This is a genomic window from Ichthyobacterium seriolicida, from assembly GCF_002369955.1.
GTDB lineage: Bacteria > Bacteroidota > Bacteroidia > Flavobacteriales > Ichthyobacteriaceae > Ichthyobacterium > Ichthyobacterium seriolicida.
On the sequence record NZ_AP014564.1, the window covers coordinates 752,598 to 766,683 of the forward strand.

Consider the following 14,086-nt stretch of genomic DNA (forward strand, 5'->3'; position numbering starts at 1 on the left):
ATTAACGTCATAATTATTAATATCCCCAATCATTATATGCAATTGGTAAACTATTTAATTCATCCCTATGCAGCCTCCATTTAGGCATAAACTTATCCATCAATGCAATAAACCTATTATTGTGGGTTCTCTCATGCAGATGGACCAACTCATGCACTAAAATGTATTCTAAACAAATAGTTGGTTTTTTGGCTAGTTCTAAGTTTAACCAAATACGTTTAGCATCCGTATTGCAAGAACCCCATTTGGTTTTCATTTGCTTTACGCCCCAATCATTTGATTTAACACCAACTACTTTTTCCCAGTGTTCAATTAATTCTGGAATTTGCTTTTTTAGTTGTTTTCGATACCATTCTTTCATTACAACAGCTTTATCCTCAGTGGTTGAACCACTTTTAACTGTCAACTTTATCTTTTTGATACCAACTAGTTTTACAGAATTGTAACCATCATGCTCTTCAACTTCCAGTAAATACCTCTTTCCTTGGAAGTAATGGCTTTCGCCAGAAACATAATCTCGTTTGGTTTCTCTGGCTTGCTCTTTAAAGTTCTTTATCTGCTTTTTTATCCAGCCGAGTTTAGATATTGCAAATAATCTCAATACTTCTTCATCTGTTTTCTTTGGAGCAGACAATCGAATACGACCATGTGGTGGATAAACTGCAAGATGCATATTTTTTATATCCTTCCTAACCACATCTATTTCGATGTTGGCAAAAGCTATGGTTTTTTGATTAGTACTCACTTTGTGCTTTTATTATCTCCATTAATGATAATGTCTTAGCATTATCATCAATAACATTATTTACTGCTAACATCAATTTCTTTTCTTTGATTCCTCCATCACGCCACCCATCTAGCTTATTATCTTGAATCTCACGGTCTAATTCAATTGCTAATTCTTCGTTTGATTCTAAATTATCGTACAGCGCCTGTTTAGCCCTTGAATTAATGCTACTCGGATAAGACTCACTGTTTGACGGTTCTGCAACCTTTTTAGCGAGTTCCTTAATTTTCTTTAAGTATTTTTCATAAGATATCTTTTCTTGTTTTCTAAGTTGTATTATCTCATCCAACAATTTAGACATTTTCTCATAATACTTAGGATTGGTTTGTGATTCGTCGACAATTACCTTCCTAACATTGTTCTCGATAGTTTCAGCAACAGCTTCTTGTTTTTTTTTCTTTTTATCCTCAGGAGTGCCTTTTACCTCATCATCCAGCTTAACAATCAAATCCACCAATGATTTATTTTCAAAGTCAGATATCTTGGTGCTTGATTTCGCATCCAAATACATATCCATTAGCTGACGCATACCAGATTCAAATCTCTTTAGATCAACATGATCAGCACTAGCTATTTTAATAGTTTCTCTTAAATTAGAGTAATACTTCACCTCATCCTTAATAGAATTGGCTTCTGTATCACTGTAACCCAGTTTATGCATTTCGTTAGCCACACTTGAATAGGCTCTAATTAATGAGCCTACCGCTTTATACAAATCAACTCTTTTCTCTTGGGTATCTTTAATGTCATTTGGGTTGTCTGTGTTACCACAAAAGAATTTTATAAAGGCTATTTCATCTTTTGGATAAACAGGCTCACATATGGCTCTAACAGCTTCCAAACAAGTTTCTAATCGTTCTTTACTCTCTGTATGCCTATCTTTAAGTAATCCTTTTACATCATCTTTATCGTAATTGTCAAACACTTCTGATGTGTAATCCCGTATGGAGTTTTCAAGGCTTTTAAATAAATCTTTATAGTCGACAATATAACCGTACTCCTTATCATCTGTATCAACTCTATTAACACGGCATATCGCTTGAAATAAGCCGTGGTCTTGCATTTTCTTGTCAATGTATAGATAAGATGCTGAAGGTGCATCAAACCCAGTTAATAGCTTATCTACAACGATAAGCAACTTCATTTTACTAGGCTCTTTTATAAATTTAGCTTTTGCCTCAGCTTCGAAGTCCTCAGTCGTTTTACCATTGAGCATTTTAGTGTAAACCTCATACTTCAATTGCTTATCTGTAGGGTTATCTTCCCCTGTTTCTTCTCCTTTAATATCTGCAGGATGAGGTTGATAGGAAGTGATAATAGCACAACCCTTAAATCCAGAGTTCTGGAATAACTCATAATATCTACATGCTTGATACACTGAGCCAGATACCAGCATAGCATTTCCTTGACCAGTTGATAATCTTGTTTTTGTTTTAAAGTCTTTAACTATATCGAATACAATCTTCTCTAGTCTTGATTTAGAACCTAAGACCTTTTGCATGGTTACCCATTGCTTTTTCAATTCTACCTTAGCAACATCTGTTAAGCCTTTGGTTTCAGCTTCAAACCAATCATCGATACTTTGTTGGTCTGTTATAAATTGTTCCACGTCTCTAGCTTCATAGAGCAAATCCAAAACAACACCGTCCTCAACTGCTTCATCAAATTTGTAAGGATTACCTATGTATGGACCAAACACTTCAATGCTCTTCTGCTTGTCTTTCTTAAGTAGTGGTGTTCCTGTAAATCCAATAAAAAGAGAATCTGGTAATATAAGTTTCATTGCATCATGTAGCTTACCCGATTGGGTCCTGTGACACTCATCTACAAATACATAAATATCACCTTTGGCTTTAAAATCGCTTTCTAGACTCGATTTTAAATCTTCAATAAAAGTATCGTAATCACCTTCATCTGATTTTTTACCAAATTTGTGCACCAAGCTACCGATCAACATTTCGGTTTTGTCGTTCAATACATTGATGAGGTCTCTGCCGCTTTTGGTTCTGTAGATTTTCTCATCTACACCAGTAAACAGTTTTTCTATTTGGTCATCGAGTTCTTCACGGTCTGTAATAATGAGCACTCTACTATCTTTCACATTCTCACGAATCCACTTAGTGAGCCAAACCATGGTAAGAGATTTACCAGAACCTTGGGTATGCCATAGAATGCCTCCTTGTTTAGTACGAATATTTTCCTGTGCTGCTGTAATCCCAAAATACTGGTTAGGTCTACAGAGTTTTTTCACTCCTTTATCAAACACCACAAAATCATGAATCAACTCTAATAATCTAGACTTTTCACAAAGTTGAAAGATGTGTTTATCCAATAAATAATCAAATCCCTTATCACTATCTTCCTTCCATTTTAGATAGTGTTTTTCAGGTGTTTTAATAGTTCCATACCTCAAGCCTTGGGTATCATTACCAGCCATTATCAACTGCATGGTGGTAAAATACTTTTCTATGAATTCGGGACTTTGATTATCAAGATTCTGTCGAATTCCCTCTTCTACACTAACTTTGCTTCCTTTTAACTCAATAACGCCTATTGCTATTCCATTTACGAACAACACAATATCTGGTCGCTTTGTATGTTTGCCAACGACAGTCACTTCCTCAGCAACAGCAAAATCATTAATAGTTGGATTCTTCCAATCTATTAACCAAACAGTTTCTTTTGGTTTACCAAGTTCTTCACGAACTGTAACCCCATAACGAAGCAGCTTATACACTTCCTTGTTTGATTCATATAAATCGTCTGAAAGATTGGTAGCAGTTTTTACAATTGCATCAACTGCTTTTTGAGCCAACTCATTAGAATATTTACTGTCTTTCGTTAAGTACTCCAACAATAAATCCTCTTCGATAGGTTGGGTGCGAACTTTTTCTTTCCAATCACCCAAATAAGTGTACCCTAATTCATCTTGAAAAAGTTGAATCACTCTATTTTGGGTGTCACGCTCTTTTTTACCTATTTGATTACTCATACCAATCTCGTTTTACCAGTTAATAACTCTTGCATCATCCCTTGTTTGATGTCTTTGTATTTTGCTTTTTTTGTTTCTAATTGCTCAATATTAGTATCTATATCGGAAAGGATTCCAGAAATAGTTTCTTGTTCAATTTTTGATTTTGGAAACCAACATTCAATCTTGTTCATTTCACCTTTGTTCAACTTTGCTCTCGTCCCTCCATTAATGTAATCAAGTATATTTTTATGAACTAAAGAGAAATATAGAAAGCCTTGGTCAATCTCATTTTTAGCTTTAAGAATATGTGCATGATTGTTAACCCAGCATTTCCCTTTCATTCGATAAGCAATAGGTCTTGTTTTATATTCATCAAAATACCCCCCATCCTCCGCCATCAGTATGATATCATCGTCAATAACAAAGTCATTTACATAATCAACAACACCATTTGCCCCGCAATATGGTATATCACCATTCATTTTTCCTCGCTGCTCTCCATTTAATGGCACTCTTAAGTTATCAAGACAATCAGCTACCGCTTCAATAGTTAAAAATTGCCATTCCCCAGTAAATCTAGCTAAACGTTTACCACCTTTATGTGGCGGTGTTAAAAGCTGCTGCATAGCACCTTGTTTGATGGCTTTCTTTTTGGAGATGAGTTTATCCATATTGGAAATAAGGTCATCAACATCGCTCAATGCAGTGGCTATGGCTTTTTGTTCGGTGATAGTTGGAGGGAGAGGGATTTTGAATTCCCTAATATCTTTTGGACTAATATGTGGGATGGCAGTTACTGTCTTTACTGAATCTGCGTATTTAATAAACCAATTACTACCAATAAAATGCTTCAATAAATCAACACTAAGTTTTTCTGACCTTATCCTTCCTACTCTTTGAAGTAATAATGCTGGTATATCTTTCTTCTTTAACTGAGCATAACTTCTTCCAACAAGAGAACCATCCATAGCGATAACTAAGTCCCCCTCTTGCATTTGAAACTGAGAATAACTAGATATATTTTCATTCCAATATGTTAGAATATTTTTATTCCAATCTGTTTCGCCTCTCTTAATGTTAGTACCTCTAAGTAATCTAATCCCATCCGAAGAATATTTGGTACTAGGAAAAGGAAATCCAGTAAGCAAGTCAATATAGCTTTCAATTGACGTGTAATTCCAATCTTCTGGGATTAATCCAACCTCAGTTTGCTTGTATTTTGTTTTTGTTAACTCCATACCAATCCCATTTTTTCAAGGTGAGCACTTACGTTTTCTTCTAATGTTTTGGTACTGGTAGTTAACTCGCCCAAAGTGTTCTCATAGCGTTCTGCTAATTCCTTAATACGACCAGTTAAGCGTTGGGAGATGGCATCTATTTCACTTTGCATTAAGGCACTTAAAGAAGCAATCCATTTATTATCTACCACTAAGGTTCTTATATCAGTTTCGGTTAGTTTTGAGTATTGCTTAAGAGTTAAATCATCCAATTCTGCTTCTTTGGTTTTTATTTGTTTTTTTAATGTAGTCTCTTCGGTGAAGAATTTTAACAAGGCATTTGCTATTGTTAAGGCTTCTTTTTCAGCTGGGTCAGTTTTTATTTCCTCAATGTATTTGGTTAACATAGCCTTGGTGATTGTTCCTTTATCATTAGTTGCATAAGACAACAAACCTTCATCACCAGCGTGTTCTTCTTGGTAAGAAGTTATTTCAGCTTGGGTACTTTCTAGTTTAGTATTTAAGTCATTCAATTCATATTGCTCACTACTCAAATGCTTGTCAATTACCAATTGCTTTGGAATAAGGTCACAGGTCCAGCCTTTATCTATTTCTTTCCCTTTTTTATTCTTTTCTGTAATACGTTTGGTCTTGGATATCCAACCATCTTCCACCAATAGATAAACATCATCTTTCATAGTGTCATTCCAATAATCCATTAAATGCTGATACATATTGTATTTGTCTACCAATGGCTTATTGTGGTATTCATTCAGTAAAGTTTCTGATATTAAATCCGCTAATTTCTTAGGTGCTGTTGTATTATTAATGTCTTGTAAGTTCTGATAGACTTTGTCTTTCCAAGAAGTAAAAACACCATTTAACTCATCACTGTATCCTGTAAACTCTCGATGATTATAAATAGTGTTTTTAATTTCCGATGCTTGAACATTTAGTTTGGAATATCCATCTCTTAGGAGAGCAAATAAATCTGATTTAAGACTAGGATATACCTCCCAGAAATGATTCAGTCTTTCAATATCCTCATTGGGTATCCCTCCACTTAAATGAGCGTTGAGATCTTGTATATCTTCTTCCTCTTGGGTGTCAATATACCTTGGAATGTTGAGGTTAAATTCATTCTTTTCAATCTCATCAAACTTTACAAAGCGAGAGAATTTATCCTCTTGTTTTTGGGAGTTGAACACATCCACAATTTTGTGAAGGTCCTGTTCTCTTAATCTATTTTTGTTACCATCTTTAATAAAACCTTTACTGGCATCAATCATAAAAATACCTTCTCGTTTTTCGGCATTTTCTTTGTCAATTACTATAATACACGCTGGGATGCCTGTACCATAAAATAAGTTAGCTGGTAGACCAATAATTCCTTTTATCCATTTACGCACTATAATGTTTTTACGAATCTCTGCTTCTGCATTCCCTCTAAACAAAACACCATGTGGCAGAATAATAGCACCTTTACCAGTACTCTTTAAAGAAGCGATGATGTGCAATAAAAAAGCGTAATCCCCATTCTTTTCTGGTGGTACACCAAAACCTTTAAAACGATTATACTCATCATTTAATGGAACAATTCCACTATCCCAGTTTTTAACAGAGAATGGAGGATTTGCAACTACAAAGTCAAAGCGTTTTAACTTACCATCTTCGGTAAACTGAGGTGATGAAATGGAATTCTTTCCAGCGATGGATGCTTCTGGGTAACCATGCAACCACATATTCATCACCGCTAAACCTTTAGTTGCCACATCCTTTTCTTGTCCGTAAAGTGTCAAACCGTTAGGTGCTTCACCAGCAACTTTTAATAATAGTGAACCAGAACCACAAGTTGGGTCATAAGCAGTATAAAAAGGTTTGTCGGCTTTATCTACATCAATTACCTTATACAATATTCTCGACACCTCAGCTGGTGTATAAAATTGCCCCTTACTCTTACCAGATTCCGTTGCAAAGTGACGCATTAAAAATTCATAAGCATCACCTAGGATATCGTCATCCTCAACACGGTTGTTTTTAAAGTTTAGTGCTGGATTCTCGAATATGGCTATCAACTTAGAAAGTAATTCTACCTTCTCTTTACCACTACCTAATTTTTCATCATCATTAAAATCGACAAACTCTAAAGATCCCTTTAATCCATCGGATAAAGACAATGGCATAAGTATTTCTTTGTTTATACGGTCACCAATATCTGGTTGCCCCTTAAGAGCCACCATATCATCAAATGAAGCGCCTTTAGGCACTTCAATTAAACTCATTGGGCTACCAGCATACTTGTCTGATACATACTTCACAAATAACACGGTAAGTACATAATCTTTATACTGGGATGCATCCATGCCACCTGTTCCTCTTAACTTATCACAGCTTTCCCAGAGGCTACTGTATAATTCAGATTTCTTTATTGCCATATTTAATCTTCTACTTCTTTATTCTCAAATAATAACTCTTTCACATTTACATCAAGTAATTCCGCAATCTTATATAACACCTCAACGTTTGTTTGTCTAGCATTATTTACATAGCCATTAACCACGTTGTAGCTTTTCTCGATTCTGTTGATGACATGAAAAATATTAGATGTCAAATGTAGGAATACACCCTAAATTATAGGATGAAAAAACAAGTGTATTTTAGGAGAATGACACTATTCTGTAAAATGTGTAAAGTTTATATTTAGGATAAAAAATTCTAGATATTTTTTTAAAAAACCAATTAAAACTTTACACAAATGAAAAAAAAGAAGAGTTGTTAAAAGATGGATTCTTAAAACAATTCAAAACAGGGAAGGTCTGCTGTCATTTCTAAAAGATATTCAGAAACGAGGTATTGAAAATATTCTAGAAGGGGAATTAGATTCACATTTGGATTATTCTAAATATGAGCAATCAAAGAATACAAATTTCCGCAATGGCTATTCTACAAAAAATGTTAGGACATCATTAGGAGAGAGCAAGATTAAAGTTCCAAGAGATAGAGATTCCTCTTTTAATCCTATGCTAGTTCCCAAACCCAAGAATATATTCCTGAGGTGGATATGCGGAAAAGATCTCAAAGGAGTAGATCCTGGGATCCAGCCTTCTATTAAACCATCAGTCCCTTCTTGTCCATTAGAAAATAATCCAAACTCGGCTTATAAGCGTATCGCTTTACAGTTCTGCTGACTAAAAATAAGTTTAGAATATATAAAACCTAATATCTCTATCACTCGTTTATTTCAATTCAATAAAATTGACTCTTGCCATTGCAATAGGTCCAGTTCTTCTTTCAGTTACAGGATCAAGACCTTCTACAGGTATATCTTGCACATATAATTTTCTTTTTGATGAATCCCATATCACGTAAGGTTCGCCAAATGGTCCGCCAAATGAGAAAGTGTTTTTATTAATCTTTTTTGGCGTTCTGCTCTTCCAACCCAATCTAACTTTCCCATCAGAATCGGTATTCATACAACAGGTCCCATTATGTTTTAAAATTTTTAAATAGATTCTAACTGTATTTTCTTCTTCAATAGGAAAATCAATTTTTAATATAGAGTGCCCTTCACTAAAATTAATAGCAGGCATTATGTTGAGACTTTTTGATATCCTACCAACAGTATTAAGATCCCTCTCTAATTGATCTCTTGTTATATTATATTTCTTTGCAAACTCTGCTCGGATATTGCTGACAACCTCTATATTGATAGCTTTAAACCTTTTCCCTTTCAAATTTTCAATAATGTTGGTTTCGTAAACTACACTTATAACGTACTTCCGTTTCCTGTTATTCTCATCAATAGATTCCACTGTATAATCCTTTTTAGGGTTTTTGAAAGTTACGCTTGACAAATCTACTTTCACAGTATTAGAAGTCATAGGCGAACCATTTAGGGTGAGTTTAACGGTTTCGACTTCTTTAATAAATATAACTTCTACAGTAGCCTCTTTAGTTCCCTTTGTCTTAGTAATAATAAGATTATCCTTATTTGAGGAGTCTACCTTAAGATTTTGATTGGCAGTTATATTGTGCCTCACCGTAAAAGATTTTGGCTCTTCTATTTTATCGTCTGAACAGCTTACACTTAATAATAACAATAAGCCTAGGTGGCTAATAATTTTATTTTTTTTTAGTATTTGTTTTAACATCATTTTGACTTTAATATTATTTGCAATCTATACAACTCGCTATAATAAGCGTCAATGTAGTATCTTTTTTTTAGAATTCTCAAATGTAATTTAAAGAATATTTTGTTCCATTTCATCATAGAGATAGCCAAGATAGAGATTACTTAAAGAGAAAAAGGATTATTTCTTCTAGACTTAGTCTAGAAGGGCAATAAATTTCTTAAAAAATATTCTACCCCTGAAATAAATAGTCTTGGTTTAAGATAACTTTATATATATTATATAAATCCTTTATAACTATCTTAAACCAATTTTTTTTTATAAGAAAGTCACTATTCCCGTCAATATATCGTAAACCCCTCCGACTATTTTTATCTCTCCTTTTTTGTCCATCTCGTTTAGGATATCGCTGTTCTTTTTGATATTCTCTATAGAGAGATTTACGTTTTCTACAATCACCTTATCTACGAAGGTTTCATTTTTTGATGATCTATCTCCTGTCTCTTCAACTCGATCTACAGCTGGTTTTATCTTGTCTAAAAGATGAGTTATATTTCCCAACTCCACATTGTCACAAGCTGATTTTATAGCTCCACAACGCGTGTGTCCTAAAACCAAAACCAATTTGGAACCAGATACCTTACAACTGTATTCCATACTTCCTAAAATATCTTTATTGATAATATTTCCAGCTACTCTAGACACAAAGACATCTCCTATTCCCAAGTCGAATACAGTTTCCACAGGAACTCTAGAATCTATGCAGCTCAGTATCACAGCAAATGGATATTGACCATCTTGAGTATCTTCTCTTTGAGAGGAAAAATCCCTGGTGATCATCTCTTTTTGTACAAACCGCTCATTGCCTTGTTTTAGGAGATCAATTGCTGTAGAAGGAGTGATCTCAGATTGTGATTTTTTGTTTTGTGTATCCATTGAGTTAAATTTAAAAATTAGCAAGAGTTAATATTCTGTTTTTAAATAGTCCATTTTAAAATAGTTTAAAATGCGTACATTTGCGGCGTACTTGTTCCCACAAAATTTTTGACAAATATGGTAAGTATTTCCGATTCTGCAAAAAAACAAATACGCAAGTTAATGGAAGAAGACAACATGGATTTACAAAAATCTTTTGTTAGAATTAAGGTCAATAGTGGAGGTTGTTCAGGTTTACATTACGACTTGTCTTTCGATACGATAAAAGGTGATAATGATGAGTCTTTTGAATCTGATGATATTAAGTTATTGGTTGACAAGAAGAGCTACATATACTTGGTGGGGACTGTTTTAGACTACTCTGGCGGAATAAGTGGAAAGGGGTTTCAGTTTGTCAACCCGAATGCCACTAGAACTTGTGGATGTGGAGAGAGTTTTTCACTTTAATGCAATAAATGAAAGAATTAGGTAAAAGCGATAAGATTTTAGAAGAGGTAACCTCTTCCACATACAAATACGGTTTTGTAACCGATATAGAATCCGATACTATAGAAAAGGGCTTAAGTGAGGATGTAATAAGAATTATATCTAAGAAGAACGAAGAGCCTGCCTGGCTGTTAGATTGGAGATTAGATGCTTTTGAAAGACTAAAGGAAATGGATGAGCCTGAGTGGGCAAATATCAATTACAAAAAACCAGATTTACAAGATATCAGTTATTACTCAGCTCCTAAGAAAAAGAAGAGGTACAACAGTCTAGATGAGGTAGATCCTGAGTTGTTAAAAACCTTCGACAAGTTGGGTATCTCAATAGAGGAACAAAAGAGGATATCTGGGGTTGCCATGGATGTAGTAATAGACAGTGTATCTGTTGTAAACACTTTCAAGGAAGAACTTGGCAAATTGGGAATAATATTTTGCCCTATTGGAGAGGCTATAAAGGAGCATCCAGAATTAGTTAAGAAATACATAGGAAGTGTAGTTCCAAAACAAGACAATTTTTATTCTGCTTTAAATTCTGCTGTTTTTTCTGATGGCTCTTTTTGTTATATACCTAAAGGGGTCAGGTGTCCTATGGAATTATCTACATATTTTAGGATAAACCAATCTGGTACTGGTCAATTTGAGAGAACACTTTTAATAGCTGATGAAGATTCATATGTGAGCTATTTAGAAGGATGTACAGCGCCTCAAAGAGATGAAAATCAGTTGCACGCTGCAGTTGTTGAAATAATAGCTCTAGATGGGGCTGAGGTAAAATATTCTACAGTACAGAATTGGTATCCAGGCGATAGCAGGGGGATTGGTGGAGTTTTTAACTTTGTCACAAAAAGAGGGTTATGCAAAGAAAGAGCTAAGATATCTTGGACTCAGGTCGAGACTGGATCTGCTATAACTTGGAAATATCCATCTTGTATATTGGAAGGAGATAATTCCATAGGTGAATTCTATTCTATAGCTTTAACTAATAATTTACAGCAGGCTGACACTGGCACTAAAATGGTGCATATAGGAAAGAACACCAAGAGTACTATTATATCTAAAGGCATATCTGCAGGTTTATCTAATAATAGTTATAGGGGATTAGTAAAGGTTACTAAAAATGCAGATAACGCTAGGAATTTCACTCAATGTGATTCTCTCTTGATGGGAGATAAGTGTGGAGCTCATACTTTTCCGTATATAGATGTCAATAATAAAACGGCTCAGCTAGAGCATGAAGCTACCACTTCTAAGATAGGAGAAGATCAGATATTTTATTGTAATCAAAGAGGCTTGGATACTGAAAAAGCAATAGCTATTATAGTCAATGGGTTCTCCAAAGAAGTACTGAATAAATTACCTATGGAATTTGCCGTAGAAGCGCAAAAACTCTTAGAGATATCTCTAGAGGGTAGTGTGGGCTAGATTGAAAAAAAACGTGATCTATTTGTATTATGACTACTCATCTGAGTATAACATTGATTCGAATTTAATAAACAAATATTTAAATACTAAAGATTAAAAATTAACAGAAGGTAATGTTAAGTATAAAAGATTTAAGAGCTTCTATCGAAGGTAAGGAAATATTAAAAGGGATAAACTTAGAGGTAAATGTAGGTGAGGTGCACGCTATAATGGGCCCTAATGGCTCTGGTAAAAGTACCTTTAGCTCTGTTATAACTGGTAAAGAAGAGTATGAAGTAGATTCAGGGGATATAGTATTTAAAGGAGAGGATATATTAGAATTATCTCCAGAGGAAAGAGCTCATAGAGGTATTTTTATGTCTTTTCAATACCCAGTGGAAATATGTGGAATTTCAGTTATAAGCTTCATCAAAACAGCGGTAAATGAAAAAAGGAAGGCTAATGGACTAGAAGATATGCCAGCAAAGGAGATGCTCAAGATGATAAAGGAAAAAGCTTCTCTATTAGAAATCGATATGGATTTTCTCTCTAGATCCTTAAACGAAGGGTTTTCTGGAGGAGAGAAGAAAAAAAATGAGATATTTCAGATGGCCATGTTGGAGCCTTCCCTGTCTATTTTAGATGAAACAGATTCGGGCTTAGATATAGACGCTATGAGAATAGTAGCAAATGGAGTTAATAAATTAAGATCAGAAAACAATTCTGTTATATTAATCACTCACTATCAGAGATTGCTAAATTACATAGTTCCAGATTATGTTCATGTGCTTCACAATGGTAGGATAATAAAAAGTGGTGATAAAAATTTGGCATTGGAGTTGGAGAAGAAGGGATATGATTGGTTAAAATAAGCTGTAATGACTGAATTAAAACGACATATACTATCCTTTTTTGATGAGAAAAACTTTAAGTCTGATTTAGAAAAATTTAGACTAGATGCCGTAGAGTCATTTTCCCAAAGTGATTTTCCCACTGTAAATGATGAGGAGTGGAAGGTTACGGATTTATCTAAAATAGTATCCAAAAAATACAATTTAGAATTAAATAGAAATACATCTGAAAAATATGATTTTGAGAAGTATCTTTTGGGAATGGATACTTATAGGGTGATAGTCATAAATGGGCTTATTTCTAAGGAACTCTCTAGTGTGCCTGAGTTTTTTAATATAAGTAGCATAAGAGAAAATACAAGCCATGAACGTGTAAAGAAATTTTTCTCTAAAATACTGAGCAGAGATATAATTTCAGATTTGAATACTTCTCTGTTTCACGATGGAGTTTTTATAGAGGTGCCAGCCAATACTACGGTAGATAAACCTGTAGAAATTTTAAATATTTCATTTCACGATACTCCAGCTATAAATAGTTTGAGAAATTTGGTAGTAGTAAATGAAAATGCCGAAATAAAGATTATAGACAGACATCAAAGTCTCTCTGAAAACGTATTTGTAAACTATATTACAGAGATTTTTGTAGATAAAAACGCACGTGGTGAATTGTACAAATTACAGATGGACGATTCTACTAATTCTTTGATAGATAATACTTTTATTTCTCAAGAAAAGGGTAGTACTGCAAGTGTTGGAACTTTTTCTTTTGGGAGTGAGTTTATCAGAAATAATTTGAATTTTTATTTAGATGGACAACATTCAACTGCGAACTTATATGGAATTAGTATTTTATCTGATAATCAACTCGTAGATAATCACACTTGTGTGGAACACCGCCTGCCAAATTGTGATAGTAATGAAATATATAGAGGTATTTACCACGATAATTCAAGAGGTGTTTTCAATGGTAAGGTGATAGTTCATAAGGATGCTCAAAAAACCTCTGGATTTCAAAGAAATGATAATATATTGTTGTCTGACAGGGCTAAGATAAATACCAAACCACAACTTGAAATCTTTGCAGATGATGTCAAGTGTTCTCATGGTTGTACGGTTGGACAGTTGGATAAAGATGCCATTTTTTATTTGCGTTCCAGAGGTATGAGAGAAGAAGTAGCCAAAGGAATGATCATGTATGCTTTTTTCAGTGAAATACTAGAAAATATCCATATCCCTCAATTAAAAGATTACTTAGAGAGTTTCGTATCCAAAAAACTTGGGATAGATGTCTGAGTTATTTTAATC

General features: G+C 34.1%; 10 protein-coding genes and 1 pseudogene. 5 read left to right on the forward strand and 6 right to left on the reverse strand.

Annotated features, from left to right (window positions below):
- Positions 1-16: 16 nt before the first annotated feature.
- Genes JBKA6_RS02930 through JBKA6_RS02945 form a run of 4 tightly spaced genes read right to left on the reverse strand, consistent with a single transcriptional unit; the run spans position 17 to position 7,413 of the window.
- Complete coding sequence (locus JBKA6_RS02930; protein WP_096685706.1) at positions 17-745, reverse strand: M48 family metallopeptidase; 729 nt, start codon at positions 743-745, stop codon at positions 17-19.
- Entirely contained in the window at positions 735-3,779 is a 3,045-nt protein-coding gene (locus tag JBKA6_RS02935; protein WP_096685708.1) for a type I restriction endonuclease subunit R, read from the reverse strand. Before JBKA6_RS02935 ends, JBKA6_RS02930 begins: the two co-directional genes overlap by 11 nt.
- Entirely contained in the window at positions 3,776-4,999 is a 1,224-nt protein-coding gene (locus JBKA6_RS02940) for a restriction endonuclease subunit S (RefSeq protein WP_096685710.1), read from the reverse strand. Before JBKA6_RS02940 ends, JBKA6_RS02935 begins: the two co-directional genes overlap by 4 nt.
- The gene (locus JBKA6_RS02945) at positions 4,990-7,413 is read right to left on the reverse strand and encodes a type I restriction-modification system subunit M (protein WP_096685712.1); all 2,424 of its coding nucleotides are present in this window, start codon (positions 7,411-7,413) and stop codon (positions 4,990-4,992) included. The genes JBKA6_RS02940 and JBKA6_RS02945 overlap by 10 nt, the downstream gene beginning before the upstream one ends.
- Positions 7,414-7,699: 286 nt before the next feature.
- Here JBKA6_RS02945 and JBKA6_RS08160 point away from each other — a divergent pair.
- A pseudogene (locus JBKA6_RS08160) lies at positions 7,700-8,025 on the forward strand (transposase); the annotation flags it as partial.
- A gap of 189 nt (positions 8,026-8,214) precedes the next feature.
- Here JBKA6_RS08160 and JBKA6_RS02955 read toward each other — a convergent pair.
- Positions 8,215-9,129, reverse strand: coding sequence for a hypothetical protein (locus JBKA6_RS02955; protein ID WP_096685716.1), 915 nt, complete (start codon positions 9,127-9,129; stop codon positions 8,215-8,217).
- 297 nt (positions 9,130-9,426) lie between these two features.
- Positions 9,427-10,044, reverse strand: a complete 618-nt coding sequence (locus tag JBKA6_RS02960; RefSeq protein WP_096685717.1) for a carbonic anhydrase family protein — start codon at positions 10,042-10,044, stop codon at positions 9,427-9,429.
- A 117-nt stretch (positions 10,045-10,161) separates the two neighbouring features.
- On the opposite strand from JBKA6_RS02960, the gene JBKA6_RS02965 reads away from it, so the two are divergent.
- The 4 genes from JBKA6_RS02965 to sufD all read left to right on the forward strand — a co-directional run bounded on the left by JBKA6_RS02965 (position 10,162) and on the right by sufD (position 14,074).
- Complete coding sequence (locus tag JBKA6_RS02965; RefSeq protein WP_096685719.1) at positions 10,162-10,491, forward strand: HesB/IscA family protein; 330 nt, start codon at positions 10,162-10,164, stop codon at positions 10,489-10,491.
- An 8-nt stretch (positions 10,492-10,499) separates the two neighbouring features.
- Positions 10,500-11,951 (forward strand): Fe-S cluster assembly protein SufB, encoded by a 1,452-nt coding sequence (gene sufB, locus JBKA6_RS02970; RefSeq protein ID WP_096685721.1) that lies wholly within the window; start codon positions 10,500-10,502, stop codon positions 11,949-11,951.
- A 113-nt stretch (positions 11,952-12,064) separates the two neighbouring features.
- Positions 12,065-12,802, forward strand: a complete 738-nt coding sequence (gene sufC / locus JBKA6_RS02975; RefSeq protein WP_096685723.1) for a Fe-S cluster assembly ATPase SufC — start codon at positions 12,065-12,067, stop codon at positions 12,800-12,802.
- Between the two features lie 6 nt (positions 12,803-12,808).
- Positions 12,809-14,074, forward strand: coding sequence for a Fe-S cluster assembly protein SufD (gene sufD / locus JBKA6_RS02980; RefSeq protein ID WP_096685725.1), 1,266 nt, complete (start codon positions 12,809-12,811; stop codon positions 14,072-14,074).
- The last annotated feature ends 12 nt before the right edge of the window (positions 14,075-14,086 follow it).